The organism is Flexivirga sp. (assembly GCF_051955415.1).
In the GTDB taxonomy this organism is placed as follows: Bacteria; Actinomycetota; Actinomycetes; order Actinomycetales; family Dermatophilaceae; genus Flexivirga.
Window position 1 is genome coordinate 49,308 of the sequence record NZ_JBQCGS010000029.1, and the last position, 18,051, is coordinate 67,358.

Sequence of the window (18,051 nt, forward strand, 5' to 3'; positions counted from 1 at the left end):
CGTAGCGTCTGCTGCATGGCAGGTTCAATCCTCGGGACCAGGGTCCGCCGGGTCGAAGACGCCGCCCTGGTGACCGGCGACTCGACCTTCGTCGGCAACTTCCGGCTGGACGGGCTGTTGCACGCGGCGTTCGTCCGCTCACCGTTGGCGCACGGGCAGATTCGCAGCATCGACACGACCGAAGCGGCCGCCGCGCCGGGCGTCGTCGGCGTCTACACCGCGGCCGATCTTCCGCTGGCGCCGCACCATGGACTGATGGTCGTCCACGACAAGCTGCCCCGGCCGCCATTGGCGATCGATCGCGTGCGCTTCGTCGGCGAACCGGTCGCGCTGGTCGTCGCGCGGAACCCTGCCGCGGCTGCGGACGCGGTCGAGCTGGTCGACGTCGACTACGACCCGCTGCCCGCCGCGATCGACCCCGAGGAAGCGCTCGCGCCGGACGCCGAGCTGCAGTTCCCCGAGCTCGGCACCAACCTCGTCGCGGGCAATCGCTCGGCGGCACAAGGCGATCCACTGGGCAACGCCGACATCGTCGTACGCGCGCGGCTGCTCAACCAGCGCGTCGCCGTGATGCCGATGGAGGGCAACGCGATCGTGGTCGAACCGGCCGGGACGGAGCAGCACGACCTCGTCATACACGTCTCGACGCAGATGCCGCACGGCTTCCAGTACATGGTCGCGACCGAGTTCGACGTCGCCAAGGACCGGGTGCGCGTGATCGCTCCGCACGTCGGCGGTGGTTTCGGCGGCAAGGCCGGGCTGATCGCCGAACACACCGCCGTCATCGGTGCGGCCCGTGCCCTCGGCGCACCCATCGCCTGGGTCGAAACCCGTTCGGAGAACCTGCAATCCATGCACGGTCGCGGCCAGGTGGGCTACTACGAGCTCGGTCTCACTCGCGACGGCACGATCACCGGACTGCGCGCGCGGGTGATCGGCGACGCCGGTGCCTGGGCCGGCTTCGGCGGTGCCCTGCCGATCCACATGACCGCCCTCATGGTGCCCGGCGTGTATGACGTCCCGGTGGTCGCGTATGACGCCGCGACCGTGGTCACCAACACCGCCCCGATGGGCGCGTTCCGCGGCGCGGGCCGCCCGGAGGCCGCCGCGCACATCGAGCGCATGATGGACATCGCGGCGGACGAGCTCGGCATCGACCCGGTGGAGTTGCGTCGCCGGAATTTCCTGGACCCCGACACCTTTCCGGTCACCACACCGATGGGTGCGACCTACGACTCGGGGGACTACGACCTGCCGTTGCGTGAGGCATTGCGGCTGGCCGACTACGACACACTGCGCAAGGAGCAGGCGGTGCGCCGCGACACCGGCGACCCGGTGCAGCTCGGCATCGGGGTCGCCGTCTACGTCGAGGTCACCGCACCCGGCGGCGGCTCCGAATTCGGCTCGGTGACGGTGCACGACGACGGCACGGCAACGGTCTCCTCGGGCACGTCCGCGCACGGGCAGGGGCACGCAACGGCCTTCTCGATGCTGGTGTCCGACGCGCTCGGCATCCCGATGGACAAGATCAGCTACGTCCAGTCGGACACCGCCGTCGTGCCACGCGGCGGCGGGACGGGCGGGTCGCGGTCGCTGCAGCTGGGCGGTAGCGCCGTCTCATCGGCGGCGGTCGCGGTGCGTGACCGGGCCCGCCGGCATGCCGCGTCGCTGCTCGAGGCCGCGGTCGACGACACCGAACTGACCGACGCCGGCACCTTCGGTGTCACCGGGGTGCCGGACGTCACCGTGACCTGGGCCGAGGTGGCCGTCGCGGCCCGGGAGGCGGGGGAGGAGCTCAGCGTCGGGCTCGACGTCACTCAGGAGGGCGCCACCTTCCCCTTCGGCGCGCACGTCTCGGTGGTCGAGGTGGACACCGAGACCGGCCACGTGCGGCCGCTGCGGCACGTCGCGGTCGACGACTGCGGCCGGGTGCTCAACCCGTTGCTGGTCGAGGGCCAGCAGCACGGTGGGCTCGCGCAGGGCATCGCGCAGGCACTCTACGAGGAGGTGGTCTTCGACGCCGACGGGCAACCGATGACGGCCACCTTGGCCGACTACGCCATGCCGAGCGCCATGGACCTGGTCGACTTCGAGACCGCGTCGACCATGACACCGACGCCACTGAATGCATTGGGCGCGAAGGGAATCGGCGAGTCGGCAACCATCGGGTCGACGCCGGCCGTGCAGAATGCCGTCGTCGATGCCGTGAGTCACCTCGGCGTACGCCACATCGACCTGCCGTGCACCCCGCAACGGGTATGGCGCGCCATCCAGGACGCCCGATCAGGCGCCGCACCGCAGCTGTGGCGGGACCCGCCGCCGGTGTTCGACGACTTGCCCGTGCGCGGCGGCGTGGACAACGCCGCCGGGATCTGAGGACACTGCTGGAATGAGCGAGCGGATCGACATACCCACCGACGACGGCTCGATGCCGGGCCTGCGCTTCCTGCCCGGGGCCGGCACCGGGCCCGGACTCGTGCTCTTCCAGGAGATCTTCGGCGTCACCGACTACATCAAGGCACGCGCGAGCGATCTCGCCGACCTCGGCTACGTGGTGCTGGTGCCCGAGATCTATTGGCGCCTGGACGATGCGGAGATCGACGACACCCGCGACGACGTGCTGCAACAGGCGATGGGGCTGATGAACAGCCTCGACTGGCTGACCACCGTCGCCGACGGGATCTGCGCCGTCGCCGCCGCACGCGACGACGAGCACGTCGACGGCGGAGTGGGCGTCTTCGGCTTCTGCTTCGGCGGCGGCCTGGCCTTCAACGTCGCCGCGTCCACCGACGTCGACGTCCTCGTCAGCTACTACGGCTCGGCCATCCCGGGCCTGCTCGACCTCGCGGACAAGGTGACTGCACCGAGCCTGCATCATTTCGGACTCGCCGACGACTACCTGACCACCGACACCGTCGAACGTATCCGTGCCGCGGTCTCCCGTGACGGCGTGCGGTTCGAGACGTATGACGGCGCCGGCCACGCCTTCGACAACCCCGACCCGATGTTCCACCACGCCGAAGCCTCGGCTGCGGCCTGGCGCAACACCGTGGACTTTCTCGCGACCGAGCTGCCGGTGGCCGGGCGATGACCTCACGATGGTCGCTGGCCTCACGCAACTCGGTGCTCAGCATCGGCTCGGCGGAGTCGTTCTGCTCGATCGGGTCCGTACAGTCGGCCTTCTCGGTGGGATCGGTCGACTCGTTCGCGTCGTTGCTGTCGTTCGGCTCCGCGATGTCGATGTTCTCGACCGGCTCGTTCCAGAGCAACACCGCGGTGCTGTCCGCGCAGTCGGACCGGTCGATCCTGTCCTGGCGCTCCGCCGGCACGGTCCGCGGCCAGTACGCGCAACGGGAGGGCGGCAGCGTCATACCGCTGGTGGTCACCGCGGTCGCCGGCGGCACCGCGGCGTGGGCGTGGTGGAAGCTCGGCACGAAAGGCTAGCTCGCGTCGCGGAATCTGCTGCATTGACATACTTCTTCCGGCGCCGTCTTCGCTGATGAGTCCGGAACCGCCGGGCAGAAGCAGGAGGAACGCCATGCGAATCGTCCGCATCGACCGCGACGAGTTCATCGCGAAGGTCCGGGAGAACCGCGACAACCACCGGGCCGAGTGGACCGATGAGGAGTGGGTCACCACGACAGCTCCGTCCATCGGCTACCGCTGGCTCGGAGTCGAGATGCCGGCGGCCGGATGACGGATGAGTGGTTCGAGGCTGGCACTGCCTGTCCGGCAGGAGGGGCGGCTATCAGGGCGGTGACGATTGGATGTCGATTCGCTGTGAGCGGCGCGTGCCATTTCGAATCCGGGCCGGGCGCGTCATACGTTGGCGAGTGCAAGTGCTCGAGAACCTCGGGGGTATGGCGTGTCCGGTGCAGTGAGTCGACGGGTGGCGATGGGTGCTGCCTTCGCCGCGGCGACGATGGGCGTCGCGTCGTGCGGCGACCGCCATACGGCGCAGGGGACCGGCGCATCCGGGAAGACCGCTCCCTTGGGCACGCGTCCCGCGCCGACCACCTCGAAGGCGCCGCCGCCACCAGCGGCCATGACGGTCGCCGGGCTGCAGGGCGGCTCGGTGGCGTTCGGCGCGCCGGTCACGCTCGCCGCGTCCGCACCGCTGCGATCGTTCTCGGTGCAGGATGCCGACGGCGCTGCGGTCGAGGGGACCCTGGCTCCGGATGCGCGGTCGTGGGTCAGCGCCGGACCGATCGGCCCCGGGGCGACCTGGTCCTGGACGGCGGTCACGCCCGCCGGAGCCAGCAGCGAGGGCACCGTGACGTCGACACCCGCCACCCGCACGGTTCGCGCGACCGCCAACATCGGTGTGGACAAGGTCGTCGGCATCGCGGCGCCGATCGCGGTCGAGTTCGGAGCCAAGGTCACCGACCGGGCCGCTGTCGAGAAGCACCTGCAGGTGCTGATGCGCCCGGTGGGCTCGAACGCCGCGTGGCAGCCGGCCGTCGGGTCGTGGGCCTGGCTGCCGGACAACGCGCCCAACTCGGCGGTGCATTTCCGCACCAAGGAGTACTGGCCGGCGCACACCGAGGTCCACGTCGTGCTGCCGCTGGCACACCTGGACTGGGGCGGCGGTGTCACCGGCGTGCAGGACCTCGACTGGCACTTCACGATCGGCCGGTCGCAGGTGGTCATCGCCGATGCCCGCACGCACAACATCGTGGTCTACCGCGACGGCGCGAAGGTAGCGACCTACCCCGCGTCATACGGCCTCGACTCCGACCCGCGCCGCAACACCCGGACCGGCATCAACATCGTCACCGACAAGAAGGAGACGATCGAGATGAAGTCGAAGCTGTTCCACTACGACGAGATCGAGCACTGGGCGGTGCGGTTCAACAACAACGGCCAGTTCATCCACGCCAACCCGGACACCGTGCAGTACCAAGGGAAAACGAACGTCTCGCACGGCTGCATCAACCTGTCGCCGGCGGACGGCAAGGCGTACTACCAGACCGCGATCTACGGTGACCCGATCGACGTGCGCGGCACCGACGTCAAGCTGGCCGACACCCGCACCGAGCTCTACGACTGGGCGTTGTCGTGGAAGCAGTGGCAGGCCATGTCGGCGCTGACTTGAGCGATTGAGCAGACCGGAAGTGGACGGTTCACGTGGCGAGTGTGGCTGTCTCCCAGGCAGAGTCGGGTCCTTGGCGGCACGCCTCGGTGTCGAGCCCGAGCCTGCTGAGTCCACGAAGACTGGGCGCCGAGCGGATCAGACGAGCTAGGTGCACCAGTCGTATGTCGTCGGGCTCGTGGCCGGCCGCGCCGCAGTGAACGCTCCAGTCCTCGCCGCGGACCCCATCCGATTGCCGGGCCGCCCACAGGACGGCTCCGCCGCCGTCGACGACGTGCGTGCAAGAGAACACTCGGTGGTCCGGCAGGACCGGGAAGTCCCAGGCCGGATCGACCGCCAGACCGCCCGTGTGCCGGATGGGGACACGCCATCGGCGCGGCTGGACCTCATCGAGTATGTCGGGGGCCCCGGTTGCCACGCGAACACGCCATTGCGATCGGGCCAGACGATCGCCAGCGCGTCCGGTTTGCGACGGTGGAACCAGCCGGACCACGTGACGGTCTCCCGGAGGGCGGCATCGCTGGCTTCCTCGACTGCCACCGGAACTCCGGCCAGGACATCCTCGAGTGCGTCCCCTGGACGGAGGCGAAGCCCGCCCATGATCCGCCGAGCGACGGCATTGAGCGAGTGATGCATGAGGCCGGTGTCGAGACCCGACATCAGCAACTCCGGATGCCCCGTTCGGTGCCCGAGGCCGATCGTGTAAGCGAACGCCGGCATGGGGTCGGGGTCTTCGGGCCCCTCCCAGTCATGGTGATCAGGGCGGTCGCACCCGATGTCATCGGCCACCATGATGACTTGCCAGCCGTGTTCGAGCACGGTGTCGATGACGCGACGATCCTGCGCGTCGTAGTCCTCGTCGGGCCGGCAGATGTGGCAGTCACAACCTGGTGCCGCCGGTAGTGGCCCGATCCACTGCTCGTTGTCGGCTGACATTGCGCCTCCTCGATCCGATGACCCCTTTTGTACCGGAGACGAGGCCGGCCACGGAGTTGCTTGTCCACAGGTCAGTTGCGGGCTTGCTCGATGGCGGTCGTCAACGGCCCTCGCCATACCGGGCCGTGCCCGGGCAGGACGGTGTCGGCGTCCAGCCTCGCCAGCGCATCAAGTCCGGCGTTCATCTGAGCCGGGGCGTGACTGAAGAACGCGGGCACGAGTTGCGGTCCGGTGCGCGCGACGATCGAATGGCCGGTGATCAGCGCGTCGCCGGTGACGACGATGCCGGTCTCCCCGAGCAAGTACGCGGTGTGGCCGGACGTGTGGCCCGGACACGCCGCTGCGCGCGGTGCGCCGGGCAGGTCCAACCGCGAGTCTGCCTGCAGCGCTCGGGTTTCCGGTAGCTGGATGCTGGTCCGGGCTCCAGCACGCGCGATCGTGACCGCCCACTTCGCAACACGCGGCCGCCAGCACCGGGAGATGACGTCCCACGTGGTGGCCTGTTCGTGCCGTTCACCCTCGAGCATCGGCAACTCGTGTTCGCCGGCGTAGGTCGGGACCGCGTGCCGCGCCAGCAGCGCCGGTATGGCGCCGATATGGTCGACGTGCGCATGCGTGATGAGCACACCGCGGATGTCTTCGATCCGGTGACCGAGTTGCGCCACCGACGCGACGAGTCCGTCAATGTCCTTCGGATAGCCCGCATCGATAAGCGTGAGGTCTCGGCCGTCACGCACGAGGACCCAGTTGGACGCTATGCCCTCCACGAGGAAGACATTGGTCATGACCTGATGCAGTTTCATGGGTGCGATTGTTCCGCGCGTGTCGGCGTCCGGGACGCGCGGAATCGCAACGAGTCTGCACTCGTCAGATGGGCCACGTGCGAGGATGTGATGCTCGGGAAGTTTGTCGCTTTCATCTTTGAGGGCCTACTCGAGGTATGACGGTCTCTCCGGCGTGTCGACTTCGGCACCACAACCGTGTGCGTCACGAGCCCCTTCCGAAAGATGACGGAGCTTTGGGCATCGGGCGGCGAGTCTTGGCTTGCGCTCCAGCCCGAGAAGGCGGACCGACTAGCTCGCGGCGACCTTCGCTTCGATGAAGAAGTCGACGGGCATTGGTGTCGCGAGTTCCCAGGTGATGGAGATCGGACGTTCGCCTTCATGTTTGACGTAGCTGGCGGGCCCCAGAAAGAGGTATGGCGCCCCGGTGCCGTACTCATCCTCGGCGGACTCACGCACGAAGAGTAGAACGTTGCTCGTCCCGTTGAGGTAGCGCTGCCCGGTCGGAGATGAGATGGTCGTGCGGCTCTGGGATTCCCAATGGAACAAGGTCGGACTTATCGGGTAGTCCCGGTACATGGTCGTCGGGGAGAACGCCGCCTCCGACTTCTTCAGCTGCACGAAGAAGGCATCGATGTTGAGGTCGGGCACCCACAATACGCCTTCTCGGAAGTTATTCGGCGGCTTCGGGAGGCTTGCATTTCCGAGCGCCGCGAGAACCTCCTCCCTCCGGTAGCGTCCGTGTACCTGAAGCGGCACCGCAGTGAGATCGCCCGTGAGCCCGTAGGTCGTTCGTCGTGCGCTTTCGAAGCTGAGGTCCACGATGGTCGACAGTTCGTCGGTAGCCACGATGTCTGTGGCCAGCGACCGCAGGCCTTCCGCAATGCTGTTGAATCCGCCACCGCCGGGCCACAACGTGAAGAAGAGCATCTCAGCAAGGCGACGTTCGGTCGGGGTCCATGTTGCGTCGATGCCGTTGCGGAGAATCGAACCGTAGAGCGATGCGCGGGGTCGGTCACCGATGTGGGTCAACGACCGACCACGCTTGGTGAGTTCATCCTCACGAGGACCTTTCGGTCGTGTCTCGAATTCTGATTCTCGACGCAGCCGGGTCCACGAGCGACCGGACCGCAGAATATCCGGCAGGGCAACACCGGACTCGTCGAGGTACTCAGGCAGATTAACATTGCCGATGGAGCGCAGCTCACCGATCAGGTCATTCCACCGGCTGCCGATCTGCGTCTTGAGGTTGGCAAGGACGACATCTTGGGTCGTCCGATCCATCATGACCTGGCATCCGCTGGGAAGGAACGGAAATTCTTCGTCGACCGCGGTGCGCAGCCGACTGCGGGAAAGTCCAGTGAGAGCAGCAATCTTCAGGTCCCAACGAAACCGCTTGTGCTGGTGTCCGACGAAGTCGAGAACGGTGAGCACGGCCTTGTCTGCGGTGCGGCGAAGCCCGCGGCCGAGTTGCTGCAGGAAGATGGTGGCGCTTTCCGTCGGCCGCAGGAAGAGTAGTGTGTCAACGCTCGGAATATCGACGCCTTCGTTGAACAAGTCGACGGTGAAGAGAACATTCACCACACCGTTGCGTAAATCGGCGCGCGCAGTCTCGCGGTCATCTGCCGCAGTGTTACCAGTGACGGCGCGAGCCGCGATCCCGGCCGTGTTGAACGCGTCGGCCATATACGTCGCGTGCTCGATCGAGACGCAGAAGCCGAGCGCCCGCATTGACGAGGTATCGAGAACCTTTTCGCGTAACTGCTTGAGGATGATCCGTGTCCGGGCGTCGTTGCCGGTGAAGAGCTTCGACAACTCCGCGTCATCATACCGGCCGCGTTTCCAACTGACTTGGCTCAGGTCTGTGTTGTCGGCGATGCCGAAGTAGTGGAACGGGCAGAGCAGCTCGGCACCCAATGCATCCCAGAGGCGCAACTCGGTGGCGGTCCGACCGTCGAAGAACGCATCGCGAACGTTGACTCCGTCGCTGCGTTCTGGCGTCGCAGTGAGACCGAGCAATTCCGCTGGCGCAAGTCGGTCGAGGAGATCTCGATAGGTCCGGGCGGCGGCGTGATGGAACTCGTCGATGACGACGACATCGAAGGCGTCCGGGGGAAGGTTCTCGACGCCATACGAACTGAGCGACTGGACGCTGGCGAATACGTGGTTCCAATTCTTCGGAAACGCCCGTCCACGTAGAGCTCGCCGAAGTTGGCGTCGGACAGAACCTCGCGGTAGGTCCTGCGCGACTGAGTCAGGATCTCCTTGCGATGTGCGACGAAGAGCAGCCTCGGGCGACGCGATGGATCTGTCGTTAGCCGTCGGTAGTCGAGCGCTGCGACAACCGTCTTACCGGTGCCCGTCGCAGCAACGATGAGGTTGCGGTGTCGGTCGTGGACCGAGCGCTCCGCCGCGACCTCGTCGAGCATCTCCTGCTGATAGGGGTACGGCGTGACTTCGAGCCCTGACAAGGAGAGGGTCACACGGTCGTTGTGGGTGCGACCGCCCGCTTCAGCCAATGCCAGGTCGAGTCGGTCCGCATCTCGGTCGGGTCGGTAGTCCTCGAAAGCGCCGTCGTTCCAATAAGTGTCGAAGGTGGCATCGAACTTGTCCAGCAGAGCTGGTGTGGCGATCTTAGAGAGACGAACGTTCCATTCGACGCCTTCGAGCATAGCCGTGTGGGTGAGATTCGAAGAACCGACGTATGCCGTGTCGAACCCGCTGTCCCGGTGGAACATCCAGGCCTTTGCGTGTAGCCGGGTCCGTTGCGCGTCGTATTGAACGCGAATCTTCGCGCCATACTCATGCACGAGATGGTCAAGGGCGCGCCGCTCTGTGGAACCGGTGTAGGTTGTGGTGATCACACGAAGATTGCCACCGCGCTCACGCAAACGTCGCAACTCGGGATCGAGAAGTCGTAATCCCGCCCAGCGAACAAACGCGCACAGTAGGTCGACGTGGTCGGATGTGTCGATTTCCGTACGGAGTTCGGGGCCTAGGTTGGGCTCCGACTTCGCGTTCGTCAGCAATGCGGCATCGGCCAAGGGCGTTCGCGGTCGGACATTCGGGTATGTCACGATCCCCGGGCCCGGCGCGGGTGCGATTCGGAGCAGTTGCGTGGCGGGCGCCACGATCTCATCGGTGCCTTCCGGCAAGAGCTCGAGCAACTGATTGGCAAGAGTTAACGCCTCGTTTGGCGGCCGACCCTCGAAGGCCATCCGAGCACGCCTCGAAATGTGCCGAGCGAGAACATGAGGAAGATCAGCCTGATCCACGGAGTCGATCTGCGCTCGCGCGGTTAGCGCGCTGAGCTGCGACTGCAGCTGCGTGGTCAATAGCGCCTCGTGCAGGCCGTTCGGGATTGGGTCAGGCGACATAACCGAAAGCATCTCGCAAAACCAGGTGCGGGACAGCAGTTCGGAGCAGATCGCCGGGACACGGACGGTGAATGCCCCGGACCACAACGTGATCCGGGGCACTTCAGCCGTGTCCCGCGTGGTCTCGATACGGGCTCGGCTAACGCCTCGCCCTACTCGACCGACGAAGGATCAGATGTCGTAGTACAGCTCGAACTCGTGCGGGTGCGGGCGGAACCGCAGCGGGTCGACCTCGTGGGTGCGCTTGTAGTCGATCCAGGTCTCGATGAGGTCGTCGGTGAAGACACCGCCCTCGGTGAGGTAGTCGTGGTCGGCCTCCAGCGCGTCCAGCACCGCCGGCAGCGAGTCGGGGACCTGCTCGATGGTGGCGTGCTCCTCCGGGGGCAGCTCGTAAAGGTCCTTGTCGACCGGCTCCGGCGGCTCGATGCGGTTCTTGATGCCGTCCAGGCCGGCCATCAGCTGCGCCGCGAAGGACAGGTAGGGGTTGGCCGACGGGTCCGGGATGCGGAACTCGATCCGCTTGGCCTTCGGCGACGTGCCGGCGATCGGGATGCGGATGCACGCGGACCGGTTGCGGGCGGAGTAGACCAGGTTGACCGGCGCCTCGTAGCCCGGCACCAGGCGGTGGTAGGAGTTGACCGTCGGGTTGGTGAACGCCAGCAGCGACGGGGCGTGCTTCAGCAGGCCGCCGACATACCAGCGGGCCAGGTCGGACAGGCCGCCATACCCCTTCTCGTCGTAGAACAGCGGCTCGCCGTTCTTCCACAGCGACTGGTGGGTGTGCATGCCCGAGCCGTTGTCGCCGAACAACGGCTTCGGCATGAAGGTCGCGGTCTTGCCGGCCTCGAAGCAGCTGTTCTTGACGACGTACTTGAACTTCATCACGTCGTCGCCGGACTGCAGCAACGTGCCGAACGTGTAGTTGATCTCCTGCTGCCCCGCGGTGCCGACCTCGTGGTGGGCCCGCTCGACGTTGAGACCCACCTCGGCCAGTTTGGCGCTGATGTCGTCGCGCAGGTCGGAGAAGTGGTCGACCGGTGCGACGGGGAAGTAGCCGCCCTTGTAGCGGGGCTTGTAACCGAGGTTTCCGCCCTCCTCCTCGCGGCCGGTGTTCCAGGCGCCCTCGACGGAGTCGATGTAGTAGTAGCCGGCGTTCGCCCGGGTCTCGAAACGGATGTCGTCGAAGATGTAGAACTCGGCCTCGGCGCCGAAGTAGGCGGTGTCGGCGATGCCGGTCGACTTCAGGTAGGCCTCCGCCTTCGCGGCGATGTTGCGCGGGTCGCGCGAGTACGGCTCGCCGGTGAACGGGTCGACGATCGAGAAGTTGAGGATCAGCGTCTTGTGCTTGCGGTACGGGTCCAGGTAGGCGCTGCTGGGGTCGGCGATGAGCTTCATGTCGGACTCGTGGATCGCCTGGAAGCCGCGGATCGACGAACCGTCGAACATGGCGCCTTCCTTGAGCGCGTCCTCGTCGAGGCTCGCTGCGGGGACGTTGAAGTGCTGCATCACCCCGGGGAGGTCACAGAATCGGATGTCGACGAATTCGACGTCTTCATCCTTGATGAACTTCAAGACCTCGTCGGCCGTGGTGAACATGGATCCTCCATCGCTGTGATGTCTCGCGACGGCTCCGAGCGCCGCGCGTTGCGCACGACTTTACGGTGTGGTCGTTTCCCGGCCATGACCCATATGTTTCGGCCGTGTTACGCGGAGAAAGCCTCGCCTCGCCATGCTGTATGACGAAAAGCGCTGTCTCCACACATGATTGGCCGCAGGGACGACCGGTGACGCGTCCCTGGCGGTCGTTGCTCGTCGTGTGACCCACGCAACAGTGCGGTGCACACCAGATGAGACCGGGCGGCCGCCGTCTACCCTGGACGACCGTGACCAGTTCTCGAGGGATGAGCGATCAGTCCGGGAGTCGGTCCGGGGATCAGCCGGCCGCGGGTCATCCCGGAGCCGGCCTGGGACTGCCCGCCGAAGGACCGGGCTCGCTCGCCCGGCTCGCGCCCCGCATCGTCGCCGTCATCATCGACTGGCTGGTCTGCTCGGTGATCGCCGCCGGCTTCTTCGGCTACAGCTTCGGTGGGGACGGCACCAGCTGGACACCGCTCGCCGTCTTCTTCGTCGAGAACGTCCTGCTGGTCGGGACGCTCGGCTCGACCCTCGGCCACCGGGTGATGGGCCTGCAGGTGTCTCGGGAGTCCGGTGCCCCGGCCGGTCCGTTGCCCGCGCTGATCCGCAGCGTGCTGCTGTGTCTCTTCGTTCCGGCGGTCATCTGGGACAAGGACGGCCGCGGCCTGCACGACCGCTTCGCCGGCACGGTGCTGCGCCGGATCCGCTGAATCGCGCTCGAGACCTGTCCCGCAGGGCTCAGCGCCCGCGGAGCGCCTTGCGGTCCATCCGGGGAGCGTTGCGCGGGTCCATGCCCTTGGGGATCGGCGGCTTGGCGGCGCCCAGGGCGCGCAACCGCTTGGTCACGGCCTGCACCTCGGCGTCGGTGAGCGTCTTGGGCAGCTTCTTCATCGTCTTGGCCAGCTCGCCGAGCTTGACCGTGTCGTCGCCGGCGCCGACGCGCAGCACGTGGACCGGCACCTCCTGGCCGGCGACGCGGCTGACCCGCTTGCGCTCGGACTCCAGCAGCTTACGGGCGCCACCGCTCGGGCCCTCACCGATCAGCACGACGCCCGGCTTGCCGACGGCGCGGAACACCATGGCGGCGTTGGACAGCTCCGACATACGACGCGCACGACCGGCCTCGGCAGCCACCGGCTCCTGGTCGTAGGTCCAGCCGCGCTTCAGTCCCTGCAGCGCGGCGCCGGTGCCACCGGCCTGCCCCTCCAGTGCCCCGTATGCCGCCCGCTCGGCCAGCCGGCCGAAGACGATCACGGTCGCCAGCAGGCCGATGATCGCACCGAGGATCGCGGTGTAGATCCAGCTGCTCCAGATGAAGTGCAGCAGGACCATGAAGACCAGCAGCGTGACGACGAAGGTCAGCGCCATCCACAGCGGGATCTTCGGGTTGTGCTTGACCGACGCCTGGTAGAGCGTCTTGAACTGCGACAGCCGCCCGGGGTTGTCCGGATCCTTGGGTTTACGCGAAAAACGGGACTTCTTCTCGGGCTGCGTCGACATGCCTTCCAGGATATGTCAGTCCGGCGCAGACCACGAAGCGCGGCGGGCGCGTCAGGCGGACGCGGCGTTCGAGCGTTCGACGAGCGCGGGGGCCTCCTGCCGCGCGGGCGACTCGGCGGCCGCCGCGAGGTGTGTCAGGTGGGCCGGCAGCGGGCGGCCCAGCTGGGCCATCGCACCGGCATACAGCTTTCCGGCGCGGTATGACGAGCGCACCAGCGGACCGGCCATCACCCCGAGGAAGCCGAGGTCGGTGGCCACGTCGGACCAGCGCACGAACTCCTCCGGCTTCACCCAGCGGTCGATCGGGTGGTGCTTGGGGGAGGGGCGCAGGTATTGCGTGATGGTCAGGATGTCGCAGCCGGCTTCGTGCAGGTCCCGGATCGCCTGCTCGACCTCGTGGTCCTCCTCGCCCATGCCGAGAATGAGGTTGGACTTGGTGATCAGCCCGGCCTCCTTGGCCATGGTGAGCACCCGCAGCGACTTCTCGTAGGTGAACGCCGGCCGGATCCGCTTGAAGATGCGCGGCACCGTCTCCAGGTTGTGCGCGAACACCTCGGGGCCGGCCTCGAAGACCTGGCCGACGAGTTCGGGCTTGGCGCCGAAGTCCGGCGGCAGGATCTCCACGCCGGTGTGGGGGTTCAGCTCGTGGATCGCCCGGATGGTCTCGGCATACAGGCGGGCAGCGCCGTCCGGCTGGTCGTCGCGGGCGACGCCGGTGACGGTGCAGTAGCGCAGGTCCATCTCGCGGATCGACTCGGCCACGCGCCGCGGCTCGTCCATGTCCAACTCGGTGGGACGGCCGGTGGCGATGTCGCAGAAGTCGCAGCGCCGCGTGCACACATCGCCGCCGATGAGGAACGTCGCCTCGCGGTCCTCCCAGCACTCGAAGATGTTGGGACAGCCGGCCTCCTGGCAGACCGTGTGCAGGCCCTGGCTCTTCACCATCTGGTGCAAACCGGTGTATGCCGGGCCCATCTTCGCGGTGGTGCGGATCCACGCCGGCTTGCGCTCGATCGGCGTTTCGGCGTTGCGCGCCTCGACGCGCAGCATCTTGCGGCCTTCTGGTGCGACAGTCACGGGATCCAGGCTACGTCGCCGGGCGACCAGTGGTCACTCCGGGCGGCGCATGTCCAGTCGGCTGTCCCCGGTGATGCCGTAGTAGGTCGTCGGGCCGCCGGCGCGTAGCAGCGGATCGGCGGCGAGCGTGTCGAACACACCGGTCTCGACCAGCCGCTCGTCGATGTGGACGCCGACGACCTCGCCGACCACGAACCAGCTGCCGACGGCGGCGCCCTGCGCCGACTGCAACGGCACGATCTGAGTCACCCGGCACTCGAAGTTGACCGGTGAGGCTGCCACCCGGGGCGCCGCGACCTCGGTCGACGGCGCAGCCGCCAGACCGGCGACCTCGAACTCGTCGACGTCATGGGTGGTGGACGTGGCGTTCATGACCTCGGCCAGCTCGCGGGTCACCAGGTTCCAGGTGAACTCCCGGGTCGCGTCACAGTTGGCGACGCTGCCCTTCCAGCCGTTGCTGGAGAAGCCGACCAGTGGTGGCCGGTAGTGCAAGGCGTTGAAGAAGCTGTATGGCGCCAGGTTGCGACGCCCCTGCGCGTCGACCGAGCCGATCCAGCCGATCGGCCGCGGCGCGACGATCGAGTTGAACGGGTCGTGGGCCAGGCGGTGTCCCTCGGACGGGCGGTAGAAGTGCATACCGCCATACAACTACGGCCGGGTCGGTGACCCATCATCCGGCTCCTGGGAGCCGGCGTGGCCGGTGAGCTGTCCGAGCAGGGGCTGCACCAGGTCGACCGGCAGCGGTATGACGACCGAGGACTTGGCGTTGCTGCCGACCTCCATCAGCGTTTGCAGGTAGCGCAACTGCAGCGCGGTGGGGTTGCGGCTCATCACGTCCGCGGCGTCGGCCAGCTGGGTCGAGGCCTGGAACTCGCCCTCGGCGTTGATGACCTTCGCGCGGCGTTCCCGCTCGGCCTCGGCCTGCCGGGCGATGGCGCGCTGCATGCTGCCGGGGATCTCCACGTCCTTGATCTCCACCACGGACACCTTGACGCCCCACGGCTCGGTCTGCTGGTCGATGACCTTCTGCAGGTCCTCGTTCAGGCGTTCCCGCTCCGACAGCAGCGTGTCCAGCTCGGCCTTGCCGAGCACCGCACGCAGTGAGGTCTGCGCGATCTGGGTGGTCGCCGCCAGGAAGTTCTCGACCTCGACGATCGCCCGGTTGGCGTCCATCACCCGGAAGTAGGCCACGGCCGTCACCCGGACCGGGACGTTGTCCCGGGTGATGATGTCCTGCGCGGGCACGTTGAGCGTCACGATCCGCAGGTCGACACGCACCATCCGGTCGACGACCGGGATGAGCAGCGCCAGGCCCGGGTCCTTCATGGTGACCAGCCGGCCGAGCCGGAAGACGACGCCGCGCTCGTACTCCCGCAGGATGCGCACCGACGAGCCGAGCAGTGCGACGAGGACGACGGCCAGGATCACAACGACAGCGATGACGGCTTCCATACCGGCAGCACCTCCCACGCGTGCGGGCGCCGCACGGTCACCGACAGACCCTCGAGCTCGGTCACCACGACCTTGTCGCCGGGGGCGGGCAACGGGTCCTCCCAGCCGTAGACGAGCTCGGCGTGCCAGAGCGCACCGTCGACCGCGACCTGACCGTCGCGGCCCGACCACGAACGCACCACGGCCTTGCGGCCGATCAGCGCCGTCGGTCCGGTGCGCGGCTCCTGGCTGCCCGCCACGATGACTTCGCGGGCCACCACCACCAGCGCGAAGAGTCCCGCGACGGCCAGCAGTGCCGCGATCGGGACCGTCACCCACCATGACGCGCCCGAGGCGGTGAGGATCACCGCGATCCCGCCGGCGGTGGCCAGGATGCCGGCGACACCGAACACACCGGCAGTGGTGACGTGGGCCTCGATGACCAGCAGGGTCACGCCGATCAGGACCGCTGCGACGCCGTACAGGAGCATGTCGATCACCTCGCGGGTGGAGCACGAGGTTGCCGCGTGGAGCAGATGGACCAGCAGGTTCGGCAGCCTTGCCCGTTCCCCTTCCAGGATATCCCTCGGCCGCGATGCGGCACCCGGTCCGCGCTCGGCATACGGTGTCCTGGTGATCGAACTCAAGTCCCCCTCCGAGATCGAGGCGATGCGGCCCGCCGGCCGTTTCGTGGCGTCCGTGCTGAGCGCGCTGCGCGACGCCGCCGCTGTCGGCGTCAACCTGCTCGAGCTGGATGCGTTGGCGCACAAGATGATTCGCGACGCGGGTGCGCAGTCGTGCTACATCGACTATCACCCCAGCTTCGGCGCGATGCCGTTCGGCAAGGTGCTGTGCACCAGTGTCAACGACGCCGTGCTGCACGGGCTGCCGCACGACTACACGCTGCGCGACGGCGACCTGTTGTCCGTGGACTTCGCCGCCAGCGTCGACGGATGGGTCTCCGACTCCGCACTGTCCGTGGTCGTCGGCACGCCCGACCCCGAGGATCTGCGCATCATCGACACGACCGAGAAGGCGCTCGCGGCTGCGATCGACGTCGCCCGCACCGGCAACAAGCTCGGTGACATCTCCGCCACCATCGGCGACGTGGCGCGCTCGGCGGGCTACACGGTCAACACCCAGTTCGGCGGCCACGGCGTGGGGCGCACCAGGCCCGGCCACCCGCACGTGGCCAACGACGGGCGCGCGGGCCGCGGCATGAAGCTGCGCCCCGGCCTGGTGATCGCCATCGAGCCGTGGTTCATGCGCGACACCGACGAGATCTACACCGACCCCGACGGCTGGACGCTGCGCTCGGCCGACGGCTCCCGCGGTGCGCACTCGGAGCACACGATCGCGATCACCGATGGCGACCCGATCGTCCTGACCGACCGCGCAACTCTTCCCGCGTGACGGCTTCCGCCTCGAGTGACGGCGCGATCGGACCGTCGCTCGGTGCAGAAGCCGTCACTCGCGGTGGGGTGCCAGTGCCGTTGCCGGGTCTGCCCGGCATCCGGGTGGCGGAGGCGACGGCAGACCACGTGCCGGCGATCGTGGCCTTGCTCGCGGACGACGTGCTGGGTCGGGAGCGCGAGGCGGGGGCGACCACCGTGTATGACGAGGCCTTCGCGACCATCGCCGCCGACCCGACCGAGCACCTGGTGGTGCTGCTGGACGAGAGCGACGCCGTGGTCGGCACCCTGCAGCTCGGCTTCGTGCGCAGCCTGTCCCGTGGTGGTGCGCTGCGGGCGCAGATCGAAGCGGTGCGGATCGCCGAGGCGCTGCGCGGCCGGGGCGTCGGCCGGGTCTTCTTCGAATTCGTCATCGGGCTCGCGAGGCAGAAGCGCGCCGTGCTGGTGCAGCTGACCAGCGATTTGCAGCGCGAGGGCGCCATACGGTTCTACGAGTCGCTGGGCTTCGTGCACAGTCATGCCGGGATGAAGCTGGCCCTGAGTTGACCTGGTTGCTTTCCTGACCTGCTGGCCCGTCGGGGCCGGGGGGTGGTGGGCCGTTCTCTGCCCTGGGGAGACTTTGGTACGGCGGGGGCCGGGGGTGGCGGGCCGTTCTCTGCCCTGGGGAGACTTTGGTACGGCGTGGGCCGGGGGTGGCGGGCCGTTCTCTGCCCTGGGGAGACTTTGGTACGGCGGCCAGGCCACCCGACCGGTTGTTCCGCGGCGCGCGGCGTGCCGCCAAGTAGAGTGGCCGGGTCGTCATACCACCG

At 67.6% G+C, this 18,051-nt stretch carries 16 protein-coding genes and 1 pseudogene; 8 read left to right on the forward strand and 9 right to left on the reverse strand.

Going from position 1 to position 18,051, the window contains the following annotated elements:
* The first annotated feature begins 15 nt into the window (after nt 1–15).
* From ACTHL4_RS04910 to ACTHL4_RS04930, 5 genes are all read left to right on the forward strand, one after another.
* Complete coding sequence (locus ACTHL4_RS04910; protein ID WP_440281620.1) at nt 16–2,376, forward strand: xanthine dehydrogenase family protein molybdopterin-binding subunit; 2,361 nt, start codon at nt 16–18, stop codon at nt 2,374–2,376.
* Between the two features lie 13 nt (nt 2,377–2,389).
* Entirely contained in the window at nt 2,390–3,091 is a 702-nt protein-coding gene (locus ACTHL4_RS04915; protein ID WP_440281621.1) for a dienelactone hydrolase family protein, read from the forward strand.
* Complete coding sequence (locus ACTHL4_RS04920) at nt 3,088–3,444, forward strand: hypothetical protein (RefSeq protein WP_440281622.1); 357 nt, start codon at nt 3,088–3,090, stop codon at nt 3,442–3,444. The genes ACTHL4_RS04915 and ACTHL4_RS04920 overlap by 4 nt, the downstream gene beginning before the upstream one ends.
* A gap of 94 nt (nt 3,445–3,538) precedes the next feature.
* The gene (locus ACTHL4_RS04925) at nt 3,539–3,697 is read left to right on the forward strand and encodes a hypothetical protein (protein ID WP_440281623.1); all 159 of its coding nucleotides are present in this window, start codon (nt 3,539–3,541) and stop codon (nt 3,695–3,697) included.
* A gap of 198 nt (nt 3,698–3,895) precedes the next feature.
* On the forward strand, nt 3,896–5,095 hold the full coding sequence (locus ACTHL4_RS04930) for an Ig-like domain-containing protein (protein ID WP_440281648.1): 1,200 nt from the start codon (nt 3,896–3,898) through the stop codon (nt 5,093–5,095).
* A 144-nt stretch (nt 5,096–5,239) separates the two neighbouring features.
* Here the strand turns inward: ACTHL4_RS04930 and ACTHL4_RS04935 are convergent, their stop codons facing one another.
* The 4 genes and pseudogenes from ACTHL4_RS04935 to glnA all read right to left on the reverse strand — a co-directional run bounded on the left by ACTHL4_RS04935 (nt 5,240) and on the right by glnA (nt 11,783).
* On the reverse strand, nt 5,240–6,145 hold the full coding sequence (locus ACTHL4_RS04935) for a DUF4262 domain-containing protein (RefSeq protein WP_440281624.1): 906 nt from the start codon (nt 6,143–6,145) through the stop codon (nt 5,240–5,242).
* Complete coding sequence (locus ACTHL4_RS04940; RefSeq protein ID WP_440281625.1) at nt 6,100–6,831, reverse strand: MBL fold metallo-hydrolase; 732 nt, start codon at nt 6,829–6,831, stop codon at nt 6,100–6,102. The genes ACTHL4_RS04935 and ACTHL4_RS04940 overlap by 46 nt, the downstream gene beginning before the upstream one ends.
* A gap of 270 nt (nt 6,832–7,101) precedes the next feature.
* Nucleotides 7,102–10,172 (reverse strand): annotated as a pseudogene (locus ACTHL4_RS04945) (DUF3427 domain-containing protein).
* Between the two features lie 186 nt (nt 10,173–10,358).
* Entirely contained in the window at nt 10,359–11,783 is a 1,425-nt protein-coding gene (gene glnA / locus ACTHL4_RS04950; protein WP_440281626.1) for a type I glutamate--ammonia ligase, read from the reverse strand.
* A gap of 287 nt (nt 11,784–12,070) precedes the next feature.
* Between glnA and ACTHL4_RS04955 the strand changes: the two genes are divergently transcribed.
* Nucleotides 12,071–12,532, forward strand: coding sequence for an RDD family protein (locus ACTHL4_RS04955; protein WP_440281627.1), 462 nt, complete (start codon nt 12,071–12,073; stop codon nt 12,530–12,532).
* 28 nt (nt 12,533–12,560) lie between these two features.
* Here the strand turns inward: ACTHL4_RS04955 and ACTHL4_RS04960 are convergent, their stop codons facing one another.
* The 5 genes from ACTHL4_RS04960 to ACTHL4_RS04980 are packed head-to-tail and all read right to left on the reverse strand — an operon-like array spanning nt 12,561 to nt 16,321.
* Complete coding sequence (locus ACTHL4_RS04960) at nt 12,561–13,322, reverse strand: DUF4191 domain-containing protein (RefSeq protein ID WP_440281628.1); 762 nt, start codon at nt 13,320–13,322, stop codon at nt 12,561–12,563.
* 51 nt (nt 13,323–13,373) lie between these two features.
* Entirely contained in the window at nt 13,374–14,399 is a 1,026-nt protein-coding gene (gene lipA, locus ACTHL4_RS04965) for a lipoyl synthase (RefSeq protein WP_440281629.1), read from the reverse strand.
* 33 nt (nt 14,400–14,432) lie between these two features.
* A complete protein-coding gene (locus ACTHL4_RS04970; protein ID WP_440281630.1) occupies nt 14,433–15,035 on the reverse strand; it encodes a flavin reductase family protein in 603 nt (200 codons plus the stop codon).
* A 12-nt stretch (nt 15,036–15,047) separates the two neighbouring features.
* Nucleotides 15,048–15,851 (reverse strand): slipin family protein, encoded by an 804-nt coding sequence (locus ACTHL4_RS04975; RefSeq protein ID WP_440281631.1) that lies wholly within the window; start codon nt 15,849–15,851, stop codon nt 15,048–15,050.
* Nucleotides 15,824–16,321 (reverse strand): NfeD family protein, encoded by a 498-nt coding sequence (locus ACTHL4_RS04980; protein WP_440281632.1) that lies wholly within the window; start codon nt 16,319–16,321, stop codon nt 15,824–15,826. The genes ACTHL4_RS04975 and ACTHL4_RS04980 overlap by 28 nt, the downstream gene beginning before the upstream one ends.
* A 142-nt stretch (nt 16,322–16,463) precedes the next feature.
* Between ACTHL4_RS04980 and map the strand changes: the two genes are divergently transcribed.
* Complete coding sequence (map, locus tag ACTHL4_RS04985; protein WP_440281633.1) at nt 16,464–17,243, forward strand: type I methionyl aminopeptidase; 780 nt, start codon at nt 16,464–16,466, stop codon at nt 17,241–17,243.
* On the forward strand, nt 17,240–17,788 hold the full coding sequence (locus ACTHL4_RS04990) for an N-acetyltransferase family protein (RefSeq protein ID WP_440281634.1): 549 nt from the start codon (nt 17,240–17,242) through the stop codon (nt 17,786–17,788). The genes map and ACTHL4_RS04990 overlap by 4 nt, the downstream gene beginning before the upstream one ends.
* Nucleotides 17,789–18,051: the final 263 nt, after the last annotated feature.